The organism is Paraburkholderia aspalathi (assembly GCF_900116445.1).
Lineage (GTDB): Bacteria > Pseudomonadota > Gammaproteobacteria > Burkholderiales > Burkholderiaceae > Paraburkholderia > Paraburkholderia aspalathi.
In genome coordinates this window covers 38,055-53,257 of record NZ_FPBH01000027.1, presented here as the reverse complement: position 1 = coordinate 53,257, position 15,203 = coordinate 38,055, and the positions used below count along the sequence as shown (strand labels likewise).

Genomic DNA, 15,203 nt, shown 5'->3' with positions numbered 1-15,203 from the left:
CCAACGCCTTACCGGTGCGTTGCCGGCGCGTTGCCGGATATGGCGGCCGTGAAATGTGCCGTGAGCCTTTGGTGGCGGGCCTTACGCCCGCGCCGGAGGGCACGGCGCGAGCCGGGGTAAGCATTGGTAAGAAAACAGTCGATCGCGCGCCGCGCGTGCCAGTCTAAAATTTCGTTATGAATCCACAGGTCCTTATCGTCGACGACGACCCGGTAGTGCGCGATCTGCTCTGCAAGTTTCTGCAGACGAACGGGTTCGACGCGTCAGTGCTGCACGACGGCACCCATTTGCAACGCCGGCTCGAACGTGAACGACCGTCGGTCGTCGTGCTCGACATCATGATGCCGAACACCGACGGCTTACGCGCGCTCACCGCGCTGCGTGCCGCCGGCGACGACATTCCGGTGATTTTCGTAACGGCGCGCGGTACGGTAGCCGACCGCATCGTCGGGCTTTCGCTCGGCGCGGACGACTACCTGACCAAGCCGTTCGACCCACGCGAGCTGCTCGCGCGCATCCATACGGTGTTGCGCCGGCGTGGGCCGTCCACCACGAGCGCGCCGGAAGCCCGCAAGCCGTATCGCTTTGGGCCATTCGAACTCGACTTCGCCACGCGCGCGCTGTCGCGCGACGACTCGAAGCTGCCGCTGCGCGACAGCGAGTTCGCCCTGCTAAAGATTTTCGTCAACAATCCGTACAAAGTGCTGTCGCGCGTGCTGATCCACGATCTCGTACATCGTGACAACCTCGCCTTCCGCGATCGCAGCCTCGACGTGCCGATCTGGCGCCTGCGCCGCGTGATCGAAGACGACCCGTCCAATCCCTGCTACGTGCAGACAGTGCGCGGCAAAGGCTATGTATTCGTGCCGGACGCCGACGGCACACCGTTCGCCGACGAGGCTGCCTCAAGCGCATGAGAAACCCGCTGAACACGCTGTTCGGCAGAATGGCGTTATTGTCGGCAGCGGTGTTGTTCGCAATTCAGGCCGGGTGGTTCGTACTGGTGGTGATGCAGCCGCCGCGCCACGAAATCGACGGTTTCGCACGCGGCATTCTGCTCGTGCTGCAGGCCATCAACGGTGAGCCGATGAAGGGCGCCGCGCTCGCGCCCGCCATGCGGGTGCACCTCGTGCCTACGTGGAACATGCCGTCGAGCGTCCATCTGCGCACGCCGGATCAGCGTCCGCTGGTCGAATTGAGCCGGCACTTGCGCGAGAACCTGCCGCCCGGCACGCAGATCGCCGTCGACGACCTGCGCCCGCCGCAGCTATGGGTGCTGTTCCCCGGCAAATCGAACTGGGTTGTCGTGCCGGTGGACGTGCCGCCGCGCCCGCGCTTCGTGATCGAATCCGTCTCGATGCTGGCGGCGGCGCTGATTCTGTCGCTGTTCGCGGTCTGGCAGATGCAGCGGCCGCTGTCGCGCGTGGCCGATGCCGCCCGCGCGTTCGGCTCGGGCGGCCGGCCGGAACCCGTGACCGTGCAAGGTCCGCGCGAACTGCGCGATCTGATCGGCTCCTTCAACGACATGATGCGGCGCCTGAATGAAGCCGGCGACGACCAGGCAGTGATGCTGGCCGGCGTAGCGCATGACCTGAAAGCGCCGCTCACGCGGCTCAAATTGCGTGCGAGCGTACTGGTTGCGGAAAGCGAGCGGGCCGGCCTGATACGCGACGTCGACTCGCTGACCAACATCGTCCAGCAGTTTCTGGAGTTTGCGGGTCAGTCCGCCGACACCGGACCGCCGGTCGAGGTCGACGAATTCCTGCAGGAACAGTTTTCCGCCGGCGACAGCGCCGAGACGCCGCTCTTCACGCTCGATCTACGCGCCGGTTCGTCGTTCACGCTGCCGCGCACCTTGCTCGACCGGCTGGTCACGAACCTGGTCGACAACGCGCTCGAACACGGCTCACCGCCGGTGGATATCGCCACGGCGCGCGATGACAGCCGTTGGGTCATCAGCGTGCGCGACCACGGCCCAGGCATTCCCGACGACCGTATCGCGGCGGCGATGAAACCGTTCGTGCGGCTCGACGCCGCCCGCGGAGGCGAAGGTCATTGCGGCCTGGGTCTCGCGATTGTCGCGCGCCTCGCGCACGATCGCGGCGGACGCTGCCATGTGCGCAATCACGTGCAAGGCGGGCTGGAAGTGCGGATCGAATTGCCGGTTGAGCCGGCACACGCGTAAGAATGATCGAGAAGGGTGAAGCGCCATTGAGCATGGGCACTTACGCGCCCTTACCAGATGGCCTTTTGTGATGGTTGCGGCCTTATAGTCGCCCCCGGCAACCTCGATGCCGCCCTTCTCTGTCCGCCCGCTTATTTGGGGCGGACTTTTTTTCGTTTGTACCTGCCGGTGTGGTCCACGCAATACCAGGCGCATCGGGCGCGCCAGGCGGGGCGAGCGCGGGTCAGACGACGAGGCGGTCGTGCAACGCGTCGATGGTGGCTTGAGACAGACCCAGGCCTTGTGTCAGATAGCTCGCCATCGTGCCGTAGCTCGCCTGCACCTGATCGAACCCCGCCTGCAGATAATTGTCCTGGACGGTGAACAGGGGCGACTCGCTCGCGGCGACCACGTCGCCGCTTTGCGCGCGTATCACCTCGGTCTGCGCCGCGATCGACTGAGCCAGATAGACGTTGCTCAGCAGATAGTCCTGCATGATGACGTCGAGTGGCACGTTGGCAATGCTGAGCAGGAGAGCCGAGACCCAACCGGCGCGATCCTTACCCGCATTGGAATGAAACAGTTGCGCGCCGGCGCCATTGGCGAGTCGCGTGAGAAGCTCGCCGTAGCCGACGCGCTGGGCGGCGCCGGTGACATAGGCGCGCGCCTGAGCCTCCATGAACGCGACGGCTGCAGCTGCCGTATCGAAGGTTGGCGCGACGAAGTCGCTGACACCGAGCACGTCGAGCGCTTGCGAGGTCGCGCCGGCCGGCAGGATATCCGCGGTACGCGCGATTTCACCGGGCGTGCGCAGATCGTAGACCGAGGCGATGCCGAGTTTGTTGAGCGTGATCGTGTCGGCGGCGCTCAAGGTCAGCGCGTTCGCGCGATAAAAGGCCCCGCGGCGCATCTGTTTGCCGTCAACTGTGGGATAGCCGGCAGCCGCGCCCGCCACATCGCGGAAGTTACTTACCGAGGCGAGGCGTGGCGTTTCCGGCTGATCGGCGTCCAGATTTCCGCCCCCGCAAGCCGACAGCAGCGAGCTGCCCATGCCGGAGAGCAGCAACACGCTTGCCGAGGATTTCAGGAATGCGCGGCGCGATTGATAAGCCCGCAAAGGCGTACTCGCGGAGCGACGGGATGGCGAGCAGGTTTTTGCGGTTGCGTGCATTAAGGGTGACGGGTGCGGACGTGAATAGGACTTTCCCAGCTTGAGTGCTGCCGGCGCAGTTTAACGGCGAATAATTTTTTTCGGGTTACTTCGTAGTAGTTGGTAATGAACAGCAATGAAATTTCTTACTCCATCGCCATTTTTGACCACAACTGGCCGCACAACACCTCGTCCCCTTAGAATACAAAAAACCCCCGATCAAGCCGCCGGAAGGCAAAAACTGCCTGGAGACCACAAAAAAACATGCCCTCTCTCCAATGGTTCACCGAACTGACCCAGCGCGAACGCCGCACCCTCTACGCTGGCTTCGGCGGCTACGCGGTCGACGCGTTCGACTTCATGATCTACTCATTCCTTATCCCGACGCTGATCGCAACGTGGGGCATGACCAAAAGCGAAGCCGGCATGATCGCGACCAGTTCGCTGATTTCGTCGGCGATCGGCGGCTGGCTCGCCGGCATTCTGGCTGACCGCTACGGACGCGTCCGTGTGCTCCAGTGGACCATCGCCACCTTCGCGATCTTCACCTGCCTGTCAGGCTTCACCCACTCGTTCTGGCAACTGCTCACCACCCGCACGCTGCAAGGCATCGGCTTCGGCGGCGAATGGTCGGTCGTGACGATCATGATGGCTGAAACCATCCGTTCACCTCAACATCGCGCGAAAGCCGTCGGCACCGTGCAGAGCAGCTGGTCCGTCGGCTGGGCCGCGGCGGCCATCATCTATTGGGCGTTCTTCGCGCTGCTGCCGGAACAGGTCGCATGGCGCGCCTGCTTCTGGATCGGCCTGCTGCCCGCGCTGTGGATCTTCTACATTCGCCGCAATGTCAGCGATCCTGACATCTTTCTCGAAACACGCCGCGCGCGCGACAGCGGTTTCGATACCTCGCACTTCCTGCAGATCTTCTCCTTCCCTCACCTCAAAACCACCCTGCTGGGCAGCGCGCTGTGCACCGGCATGCTCGGCGGCTACTACGCGATCACCACCTGGCTGCCGACCTATCTGAAGACCGTGCGCCATCTGTCGGTCTTCAACACCAGCGGCTATCTGATCGTGCTGATCGTCGGCTCGTTCACCGGCTATATCGTCGGTGCGATTCTGTGCGACAAGATCGGCCGGCGCGCGTCGTTCGTGCTGTTCGCAATCGGCTCGTTCGTGCTCGGCATGGTCTACACGATGCTGCCGATCACCGACGGCATGATGCTTGCGTTGGGCTTCCCGCTCGGCATCGTCGTGCAGGGGATTTTCGCGGGCGTCGGCGCATATTTGTCGGAACTCTATCCGAATGCGATCCGCGGCTCGGGACAAGGCTTCTGCTACAACCTGGGCCGCGGTCTCGGCTCGTTCTTTCCGATCCTGGTGGGTACACTGTCGCAAACCATGACGCTTGTTAAGGCGATGGGAATCGTCGCCGGTTCGGGCTATCTGCTGGTGATCGTCGCCGCCGTGTGTCTGCCGGAAACCAAGGGCAAGGTGCTCGGCGCGACCAACCCTACCGCCTGAAATCGCTGTACACAACCATGAAAACGATTGTTCTGGGCGGCGGCGTCATTGGCGTCGCCACCGCGTTTTATCTGCGCCAGCAAGGCTGCGACGTCACCGTGATCGAGCGCGAGCCGGACGTCGCGCTCTCCACCAGCTTCGGCAACGCCGGCGTGATCGCGCCGGGCTATGTCACGCCGTGGGCTGCGCCCGGCATGCCGACGAAGATTCTCAAGTATCTGTTCGAGCCGGCCTCACCGCTGATTTTCCGCCCTACCGTGGATCCGGCTCAATGGCGTTGGATCGCGCGCTGGCTGCGTGAATGCGACCTCGAACGGTTTCGCGTCAACAAGCAGCGCATGCAGCGCATCGCTTATTACAGCCGCGAGTGCCTGCACGAATTCCGTGGCCGTCATCCGTTCGACTATGGCCGCAGCCAGGGCTATCTGCAATTGTTCCGCAGCGAATACGACGTCGAACTCGCGCAACCGGCGTTGGCGGTCCTGCGCGACGCGGGCATCGCGCATCGTGAAGTCAGTGCAGCGCAGTGCGTCGAGATCGAACCGGGCTTGCGCTGGGCGCGTCAGACTCCGCTCTCAGGCCTCTATCTCCCCGACGACGAAGCCGGTGATTGCGCCCGCTTCACCCGCGAATTGCGGGCGATCTGCGAGCGCAACGGCGTGCAGTTTCGCTTCGACACACGGGTAAGTTCGCTCGACGTGCGAGGCGGTACGGTGCGCGCGGTGCATCTCGAGAGCGAACGCGGCAGCGAGACATTGCAGGCGGATGCGGTCGTGGTGGCGCTGGGCGTCGACAGTGCGGCGCTGCTCGCGCCGCTCGGTGTGAAGGTGCCGCTCTACCCGGTCAAAGGCTACTCGGCGACGCTGCCGGTCACCGACGATGAAAAGGCCCCGCATGCGGCGCTGATGGACGAGTCGCTGAAGACGGCGATCACGCGCTTCGGCAACAACCTGCGCGTGGCCGGCACCGCGGAGCTCGGCAATCGCCAGACGACTCTGCGCGAGCAGGCCTTGCAGACGCTGATGAAAGTGCTCAAGGACTGGTTTCCGCACGCGGCTAACCCGACCTCTGCACACTTCTGGGTGGGCCGCCGGCCGATGACGCCCGATGGCGCGCCGCTGCTCGGCCCGTCCGGCGTAGACAATCTGTGGCTGAATCTCGGGCACGGCTCAACGGGCTGGGCGATGTCGATGGGCTCGGGCCGGGTGGTCGCGGATCTGATTACGCAGCGCACGCCGGAAATCGATCTGGACGGGCTGACGTTGGCGCGCTATCGGAAGTAGCAATAAAAAGCCGGGTCACCCTCTCAGGTGCCCGGCTTTGTTTTTACCGCTTTATCGTCTCCACCACATCCTGCAAGTAGTGGCTGGTTTCCGCGTTGAAGAGCGAAAACCGGCCGGAGACGTTACGTTAGCGCGGCAGTTCCGAATGACCCATCAGGAACGCATCGACCGAACGTGCGCACTGACGGCCTTCGCGGATCGCCCACACCACCAGCGACTGGCCACGACGCATATCGCCCGCGGTGAAGACCTTGTCCACCGACGTGTAATACGCCTTGTCGCCCTCAGTCGAAGCGCGCACGTTGCCACGGTTGTCCTTGTCGACGCCGAACGCTTCGAGCACCGGCGACACCGGTTGCGTGAAGCCCATGGCCAGCAGCACCAGGTCGGCCTTCATTTCGAATTCCGAGTTCGGCACTTCCTGCATCTTGCCGTCCTTCCATTCGACGCGCGCCGCGATCAGCTTCTCGACCTTGCCGTTCTTGCCTTCGAGGCGCTTGGTAGCCACCGCCCAATCGCGCGAGCAACCTTCGTCATGCGACGACGACGTGCGCAGCTTGATCGGCCAGTACGGCCACACGAGCGGCTTGTTCTCTTCTTCCGGCGGTTGCGGCAGCAGTTCGAATTGCGTGACGCTCTTCGCGCCATGACGGTTCGACGTACCGACGCAGTCCGAACCCGTATCGCCGCCACCGATCACGACCACATGCTTGCCCTTGGCGAGCAACTGGTTCGCGACCTTGTCGCCGGCGTTGACCTTGTTCTGCTGCGGCAGGAATTCCATCGCGTAATGGATGCCTTCCAGCTCGCGGCCCGGCACCGGCAGATCCCGCGGCGTTTCCGAACCGCCGGCGATCACGACCGCGTCGAACTGTTCTTTCAGTTCGGCCGGCGTGATGGTTTCCTTCGCGGTGTTACCGATATGCGTCGGCAGCGAATCCGCCTTGCCGACGAATACGTTAGCGCGGAACGTCACGCCTTCGGCTTCCATCTGGCGCATGCGGCGGTCGATCAGCCACTTCTCCAGCTTGAAGTCAGGAATGCCGTAACGCAGCAAGCCACCGATGCGGTCGTTCTTTTCGAACACGGTGACATCGTGCCCCGCGCGCGCGAGTTGTTGCGCGACGGCCAAACCGGCGGGGCCTGATCCGACCACAGCGACCTTCTTGCCCGTCTTGTGCTTCGGCGGCAGCGGTGCGACCCAACCTTCGGCCCACGCTTTGTCGATGATCGCGTGTTCGATCGACTTGATGCCGACCGCGTCGTCGTTGATGCCGAGCGTGCACGCCGCTTCGCACGGCGCCGGGCAGATTCGGCCCGTGAACTCGGGGAAGTTGTTCGTGGAGTGCAGCACTTCGATCGCGGTCTTCCAGTCCTGATGGAACACCAGGTCGTTGAAGTCCGGGATGATGTTGTTCACCGGGCAGCCGTTGTTGCAGAACGGAATGCCGCAGTCCATGCAACGTGCGCCTTGAATCTTGGCTTCGTCGTCAGTCAGTGCCGCGACGAATTCCTTGTAGTGCTTCACACGCGTGAGCGGAGCTTCGTACGCCTCGTGGCGGCGCTCGAACTCGAGAAAACCGGTTGCCTTGCCCATGTGGTTCTCTTCTCTATCTGTATCAGGTGAGGTGATCTACACCCGCCGCGCGTCGAACAATCGAATCGTCGAGCGGCGGGTACGGCTAAGTTTGACGTCTGCGGGTCGAGCCGCGGGCGGGTCAGTTAAGCAGCGAGGACTTCCTTGTTCGCCTTCTTCGCTGCCATTTCGCCCAGTGCGCGCTTGTATTCGGTCGGGAACACCTTCACGAACTGACGGCGCGACGCATCCCAGTTTTCCAGCAACGCTTTCGCACGCGGCGAACCCGTGAACTGGAAGTGACGTTCGATGAGACCCTTGAGCAGGGCTTCGTCGGTTGCGCCGCTGTGCCACAAGCCCTTGTCGACCGTGCGTTCCTGTTCCGCCTGTTGCAGAACCGGATCGAGCGCGACCATCGACTTGTTGCACTTGCCCGCGAACGTGTTGTCCGGGTCGTACACGTAAGCGATGCCACCCGACATACCGGCCGCGAAGTTACGGCCTGTTTCGCCGAGCACGATCACCGTGCCGCCCGTCATATATTCGCAACCATGGTCGCCCGTGCCTTCGACAACCGCCGTTGCGCCCGAGTTACGCACGCAGAAACGCTCGCCCGCGACGCCGCGGAAGAACGATTCGCCTTCGATCGCGCCGTACATCACCGTGTTGCCGCAGATGATGTTTTCTTCGGACTTGCCGCGGAAATCGTTGGTCGGGCGGATGATGATGCGGCCGCCCGAGAGGCCCTTGCCGACGTAGTCGTTGCCGTCGCCGACCAGATCCAGCGTCACGCCTCTCGCGAGGAACGCGCCGAAACTCTGGCCTGCGGTGCCCTTCAACTGGATGTGAATCGTGTCGTCAGGCAGGCCGTCGTGGCCGTACTTCTTCGCGATCGTGCCGGACAACATCGCGCCGACCGTACGGTTCACGTTGCGCACCGGCTGGATGAACGAGACGTGCTCGCCCTTCTCTATCGCGGCCTTCGCCTTCTCGATCAGCACGTGATCCAGTGCGCGGTCGAGACCGTGGTCCTGCACGTCGACGTGCTTGCGTGCGACATCAGCCGAAACCTGCGGCTGATAGAACACGCGCGAGAAGTCGAGACCCTTCGCCTTCCAGTGTTCGACGCCCTTCTTCATATCGAGCAGCTCGGCGTGACCGATCAGGTCCTCGAACTTGCGGATGCCCAGTTGCGCCATGATTTCGCGCGCTTCTTCCGCAACGAAGAAGAAGAAGTTGACGACGTGTTCCGGCTGGCCCTGGAACTTCGCACGCAGCACTGGATCTTGCGTCGCGACGCCGACCGGGCAGGTGTTCAGGTGGCACTTGCGCATCATGATGCAGCCTTCGACGACGAGCGGCGCCGTCGCGAAGCCGAATTCGTCCGCGCCGAGCAGCGCGCCGATCACGACGTCGCGGCCGGTCTTCATCTGACCGTCGGCCTGCACGCGGATACGGCCGCGCAGCTGGTTCAGCACCAGCGTTTGCTGCGTTTCGGCCAAACCCAGTTCCCACGGCGTACCGGCATGCTTCACCGACGACAGCGGCGACGCGCCCGTACCGCCATCGTGGCCGGCGATCACGACGTGATCGGCCTTCGCCTTGGCGACACCGGCAGCAACCGTACCGACGCCCGACTCCGACACCAGCTTCACCGACACGCTGGCCGCCGAGTTGGCGTTCTTCAGGTCGTGAATCAGCTGCGCCAGATCTTCGATCGAGTAAATGTCGTGGTGCGGCGGCGGCGAAATCAGGCCAACGCCCGGCACCGAATAACGCAGCTTGCCGATGTATTCCGACACCTTGTGACCCGGCAGCTGACCGCCTTCGCCAGGCTTTGCGCCTTGCGCCATCTTGATCTGGATCTGATCGGCCGACGCGAGGTATTCCGCCGTCACGCCGAAACGGCCCGACGCCACCTGCTTGATCTTCGAGCGCAGCGAATCGCCGTCCTTCAGCGGAATGTCGACGATCACTTCGTCGCCGATCACCGACTTCATGGTGTCGCCGTTCTTGATCGGAATGCCGCGCAGTTCGTTGCGATAACGGTTCACGTCCTCGCCGCCTTCGCCGGTGTTCGACTTGCCGCCGATGCGGTTCATCGCGACGGCCAGCGTGGCGTGGGCTTCCGTGCTGATCGAGCCCAGCGACATGGCGCCGGTGGCGAAACGCTTGACGATGTCCTTCGCCGATTCCACTTCGTCGAGCGGGATCGCCTTGGTCGGATCGAACTTGAATTCGAACAGGCCGCGGAACGTCATGTGGCGCTTGGTCTGATCGTTGATCAGATGCGCGTATTCCTTGTACGTCTGGTACGAGTTGCTGCGCGCCGAGTGTTGCAGCTTGGCGATCGCATCCGGCGTCCACATGTGTTCTTCGCCGCGCACGCGATAGGCGTACTCGCCACCCGCGTCGAGCATGTTCGCGAGCACCGGGTTGTCGCCGAACGCATCGCGATGCAGACGGATCGCTTCTTCCGCGACGTCGAACAGGCCGATGCCGCCGACCTTCGACGAGGTGCCGTTGAAATACTTCGACACCAGGCCTTCAGACAGACCGACCGCTTCGAAAATCTGCGCGCCGGTGTAGGACATGTAGGTCGAAATGCCCATCTTGGACATGACCTTCATCAGACCCTTGCCGACTGCCTTGGTGAAGTTATAGACCGCCTTCTCCGCCGACAGGTCGCCCTTCAGGCCCACAGCCATCTGGCTGAGCGTTTCCATCGCGAGGTACGGGTGCACGGCTTCCGCGCCGTAGCCCGCAAGCAGCGCGAAGTGGTGCGTTTCACGCGCCGAGCCGGTTTCAACGACGAGGCCCGCGCTCGTGCGCAGACCGTGCTGGACGAGGTGCGTATGGATCGCGGCGGTGGCCAGCAATGCCGGGATCGCGACGTTGTCGCGGTCGGTCTTGCGGTCCGACACGATCAGCATGTTGTAGCCGGACTTGACCGCGTCCACGGCTTCCGCGCACAGCGATGCCAAACGCGCTTCGATACCTTCCTTGCCCCAGGCCACCGGATAGCAGATGTTCAGTTCGTAGGAGCTGAACTTGCCGCCCGTGTACTGATCGATCGCGCGGATCTTGGCGATGTCCTTGAAGTCGAGCACCGGCTGCGACACTTCGAGACGCATCGGCGGGTTGATGTTGTTGGTGTCCAGCAGGTTCGGCTTCGGACCGACGAACGACACCAGCGACATCACCATGTTTTCACGGATCGGGTCGATCGGCGGGTTCGTGACTTGCGCGAACAACTGCTTGAAGTAGTGATAGAGCGTCTTGTTCTTGTTGGACATGACGGCCAGCGGCGAGTCGTTGCCCATCGAACCGACAGCTTCTTCGCCGGCTTGCGCCATCGGCGCCATCAGGAACTTGAGGTCTTCCTGCGTGTAGCCGAACGCCTGCTGGCGATCCAGCAAAGCAGCGGCTTCGCGGCGTTCCGTCGCGACGTCTTCGGCCTTCGCCTCGATTTCGTCGAGCTTGATGCGCACGGCGTCGATCCAGCTCTTGTACGGCTTGGCGTTCGCGAGGTTGTCCTTCAATTCCTTGTCGTCGATGATGCGGCCGTGTTCCATGTCGATCAGGAACATCTTGCCAGGCTGCAGACGCCACTTCTTGACGATCTTCGACTCGGGGATAGGCAACGTGCCCGCTTCCGACGCCATGATGACCAGGTCGTCGTCAGTAACGATGTAGCGCGCCGGACGCAGACCGTTACGGTCAAGCGTGGCGCCGATCTGACGGCCGTCGGTGAAGGCGATCGCGGCGGGGCCGTCCCACGGCTCCATCATCGCGGCGTGGTATTCGTAGAACGCACGGCGGTTGTCGTCCATCAGCGTGTGCTGTTCCCACGCTTCCGGGATCATCATCATGACCGCGTGGACGAGCGGGTAGCCGGCCATGACCAGCAGTTCGAGACAGTTGTCGAACGAGGCGGTATCCGATTGGCCCGGGTAGATCAGCGGCCACAGCTTGGGCAGATCGTCGCCGAGCACGTGCGACGCGATCGCGCCGGTACGGGCGTTCAGCCAGTTGACGTTGCCCTTCACCGTGTTGATTTCGCCGTTGTGGGCGATCATGCGGTACGGGTGAGCCAGTTCCCACGCCGGGAACGTGTTGGTCGAGAAGCGTTGGTGCACCAGCGCCAGCGCCGACACCGTGCGCTCGTCCTGCAGGTCGCGGTAATACACGCCGACCTGGCCGGCCAGCAGCAGCCCCTTATAGACGACCGTGCGCGCCGAGCACGACGGCACGAAGTATTCCTTGCCGTGCTTGAGCTTGAGCGCCTGGATGCGGTGGCTCGCTGTCTTGCGGATCACGTACAGCTTCCGCTCGAGCGCGTCGGTCACCATGATGTCCTTGCCGCGGCCGATGAAGATCTGGCGGATCAGCGGCTCGCTCGCCTTGACGGTGGGCGAAATCGGCATGGTGTGGTCGACCGGCACGTCGCGCCAGCCCAGCACGACCTGGCCTTCAGCCTTCACCGTGCGTTCCAGCTCCTGTTCGCAGGCGAGACGCGATGCATGTTCCTTCGGCAGGAACACCATGCCCACGCCGTACTCGCCGTTCGGCGGGAGCACGACGCCCTGCTTGGCCATTTCCTCACGGTAGAAACCGTCCGGAATCTGGATCAGGATGCCCGCGCCGTCGCCCATCAGCGGATCGGCGCCGACGGCGCCCCGGTGGTCGAGGTTCTCGAGAATCTTCAGGCCTTGCTCGATGATCTCGTGGCTTTTCTTGCCCTTAATGTGAGCGACGAAGCCGACGCCGCAGGCGTCATGTTCGTTTTGCGGGTCGTACAGACCTTGCGCGGCGGGAACCGGGTGAGTCGGTTGCTGGTGGTCGTTCATGGGGACACCGTCTGTGAGGGGCCGGACAGGCCGTTAAAACCGTTTTTCTATTGCCGCAGTGCGTAGCGCAACCACGTCGGCGACTCAGTACGCTTGAATGCTACGCGTGCCAAAAAGTGCCGGAATTCGGAATATACGCGACGAATCAACGGAATAGCAAATAAAACGTGATGTTTGAACCCCAATTATCAAGTTGGTGCATTGCGGCTATTTTTTATTGGTGCCACATCAAAAAGGTGCAAAAGAAAACGGCATGCGAAGATGCCGTTTCGGGTGCAGCCCTTTGATATGGAACGTTTTATTGCGTCTGTGGTGTCTCGCGGACCTTGCGCGGCCGGCCGCGCGGCAGCGGCGAAACACGCCGGTTGGCGGCCCGCGCCGCCCATTCGCGATAGGTGTCGCTGCCCAGAACCCAACCTTTCAGGGTGGCCTGCTGAAGCTGACTGGCTTCGCGTTCGTCGAGCGGCTGCTCGCACAACTCGCGGTAAGCGCGCTGTCGTTCGAAAGGCGTGTTGCCGAGCGACCAGTACAACGGGTGGTCGGTAATCAGGCTGTCGAGCGTGAGGCCGATGTGATGCCGGTAGCTCGACCAGCGGTAGTCCTCGGGCGCGCTCACCAGCCCGGCTCGCACCGGCGACATCTCGACCACGCGGCTCGCCAGCAGGAAATACCGCTCACCTTCAATGACCGTGGCACGGTAGCGGCCCTCCCACAGGGTGCCGCGGCGCGCGTAACGCCGGTTGAAGTGCGCAACGTAGCGGCGCCCCACCGCCTGCATCGCCTTCGGCAGGCTCGACTCCTCAGTGGGCGTGACGAGCAGTTGGACAGAGCCAGGCATCAACGCATACGCGTGGATGGACAAGTGATGGTCGCGTGAAGCCGCTTTTAAACAGTCGATGAAAAGCTCGTAGTCCTGGTCGTCGACGAATGCGGGCTGCTGATCGAGTCCACGGAGGATGACGTGCTGCGGCTGGTCAGGGACATAGAGACGTGCAAGCCGTGCCATGCTGGAGTATCCAATAGTCGCGTTGGTACATACCCGAAGGTCCGAAGAACCGCGCGCGCCCGGGGTTCGGCGCAGCACGGCTAAGCCAGAAACCACGCGGAGCCTAGGGAGAAAGCTCTAACCGCCGCGTATGGTTTGTTTCAAACGTTGTAGTCATAATGAGCGGGCCTTTTTTGGAGGAGCACATATGAAATTAAAACAGGCCGTAACGGGGATCGCGGCGCTAGCCTGCATGACAACGGCAGCGCACGCGCAATCGGCCGGAAGCTTTTACGTCACATCAGGCTGGTTCCATCTTGCGCCTCAATCGAGCAGCGACCCGTTGAAAGTGACAAGCATTGGCGGCAGCCCGACCAACATCACCGAAGCCAACACCGGCGCATCACTCAGTTCAGCCGACACTCTTGGCTTCGCCGCCGGCTACTTCATCACAGATCACATCGCGACCGAGTTCGTGATCGGCGTCCCACCTTCGTTCGACCTTGAAGGCTCGGGCAGCCTCGCCCAATTCGGCAAGCTGGGTCAGGCGAAACAGTGGAGCCCGACTCTGCTGTTCAAGTACTACTTCAACGCCCCGACCGCCACCTTCCGCCCGTATCTCGGCATCGGTGTAAGCCGCATCTGGTTCACCGACGAAAAGATCACCAACGGCGCATTCGAGGCAAACGTTCTGCATGGTCCGACCAGCGTCTCTACGGATAGTTCGTGGGAGCCGGTGTTTAATGCGGGTTTCACCTATGCGTTCAACCAGCACTGGTTCGCGGGCGTCTCGGTCTCGTACCTGCCGCTCAGCACGACCGCCAAGCTCAGCACCGCCGCAAACACGCCGGTCGGCACGCTGAATGTGCAATCGCAAACCAAGATCAAGCTGAACCCGATCGTTACCTACGTCAACATCGGTTACCGTTTCTAACGCGTCACGAAATTGGGGCCGTTTAGTTAGGGTAGTCGAATTTTCGCGGCTTGGACAACGCTGTCATCATCCAATGACGGCGTTTTTCATTTGGTGCGCGTGGAAGGGCTGTTCGCGGTGTGTGTGGCGATCATCCAGCGGGGCAAGTGCGAGCGTGCGTTTGTAAATTTGACCAGCAAGCGGGCCGGCTCGTGCAATATCTGCGTAGGAATCGCGGCCCGCGCCACGGTGCGTAGGGGCTTGGGGTTTGGCATCGAAGTTGCGCTCTCGAAGTGTTTCCCGCGTGGCGACGTGTATCTCTATGCCAGCGTGGGACCTTTTTCATCCTCATCTCATCGACGGAGCGACCATGACAACACTTCCGAACACGCGAGACGCCCTCGGCGAATCCTGGACCACCACCAGCCGCCGTGCGCGGCGTATAGCTCGCCATAGCCGCCACGCGGCCGAAGATATCGCAGGTGAACTGCGCACGCTGATGTCGGAACTCGAATCCACCCTGGCGGACGGCACCCAGGCGGATGCAGTGGCGCTGCGCAGCAAACTGCGCAAGCAGCTCGACACCGCTCGCGAGCGCCTGAACGACACCCGCGAAGCCATGCGCGAACGCGCTGAAGTGGCGATCGCCGACGCCGACGACTACGTGCACGAAAACCCCTGGCAGACGATTGCGATCGTCGGCGGCGTTGCGCTGATCGCGGGTGCGCTGTTCGCATCGCGGGTGCGCTAGGCGGGTT

General features: G+C 62.6%; 10 protein-coding genes. 6 read left to right on the top strand and 4 right to left on the bottom strand.

Going from position 1 to position 15,203, the window contains the following annotated elements; translation table 11 throughout:
- Positions 1-176 precede the first annotated feature (176 nt).
- Positions 177-917: a response regulator gene (locus tag BM438_RS32620; RefSeq protein WP_093643412.1), complete on the top strand. Its 741-nt coding sequence runs from the start codon at positions 177-179 to the stop codon at positions 915-917.
- Entirely contained in the window at positions 914-2,185 is a 1,272-nt protein-coding gene (locus tag BM438_RS32615) for an ATP-binding protein (RefSeq protein WP_093643410.1), read from the top strand. The genes BM438_RS32620 and BM438_RS32615 overlap by 4 nt, the downstream gene beginning before the upstream one ends.
- A gap of 223 nt (positions 2,186-2,408) precedes the next feature.
- Here the strand turns inward: BM438_RS32615 and BM438_RS32610 are convergent, their stop codons facing one another.
- Entirely contained in the window at positions 2,409-3,335 is a 927-nt protein-coding gene (locus BM438_RS32610; protein WP_093643408.1) for a tyrosine-protein phosphatase, read from the bottom strand.
- Positions 3,336-3,578: 243 nt separating this feature from the next.
- On the opposite strand from BM438_RS32610, the gene BM438_RS32605 reads away from it, so the two are divergent.
- Both BM438_RS32605 and BM438_RS32600 read left to right on the top strand, forming a co-directional pair.
- Entirely contained in the window at positions 3,579-4,838 is a 1,260-nt protein-coding gene (locus tag BM438_RS32605) for an MFS transporter (RefSeq protein ID WP_093643406.1), read from the top strand.
- Positions 4,839-4,855: 17 nt separating this feature from the next.
- On the top strand, positions 4,856-6,121 hold the full coding sequence (locus tag BM438_RS32600; RefSeq protein WP_093643404.1) for a D-amino acid dehydrogenase: 1,266 nt from the start codon (positions 4,856-4,858) through the stop codon (positions 6,119-6,121).
- A 127-nt stretch (positions 6,122-6,248) separates the two neighbouring features.
- Here the strand turns inward: BM438_RS32600 and BM438_RS32595 are convergent, their stop codons facing one another.
- The 3 genes from BM438_RS32595 to BM438_RS32585 form a co-directional block, all read right to left on the bottom strand.
- Entirely contained in the window at positions 6,249-7,718 is a 1,470-nt protein-coding gene (locus tag BM438_RS32595; RefSeq protein WP_093643403.1) for a glutamate synthase subunit beta, read from the bottom strand.
- A 125-nt stretch (positions 7,719-7,843) separates the two neighbouring features.
- Positions 7,844-12,547, bottom strand: a complete 4,704-nt coding sequence (locus BM438_RS32590; protein ID WP_093643402.1) for a glutamate synthase-related protein — start codon at positions 12,545-12,547, stop codon at positions 7,844-7,846.
- Between the two features lie 298 nt (positions 12,548-12,845).
- The gene (locus tag BM438_RS32585; protein ID WP_054036587.1) at positions 12,846-13,553 is read right to left on the bottom strand and encodes a transposase; all 708 of its coding nucleotides are present in this window, start codon (positions 13,551-13,553) and stop codon (positions 12,846-12,848) included.
- A gap of 187 nt (positions 13,554-13,740) precedes the next feature.
- Between BM438_RS32585 and BM438_RS32580 the strand changes: the two genes are divergently transcribed.
- Together BM438_RS32580 and BM438_RS32575 are read left to right on the top strand one after the other, a co-directional pair.
- Positions 13,741-14,466, top strand: coding sequence for an OmpW/AlkL family protein (locus BM438_RS32580; RefSeq protein ID WP_093643401.1), 726 nt, complete (start codon positions 13,741-13,743; stop codon positions 14,464-14,466).
- 349 nt (positions 14,467-14,815) lie between these two features.
- Positions 14,816-15,196, top strand: coding sequence for an ElaB/YgaM/YqjD family protein (locus tag BM438_RS32575; RefSeq protein ID WP_093643400.1), 381 nt, complete (start codon positions 14,816-14,818; stop codon positions 15,194-15,196).
- The last annotated feature ends 7 nt before the right edge of the window (positions 15,197-15,203 follow it).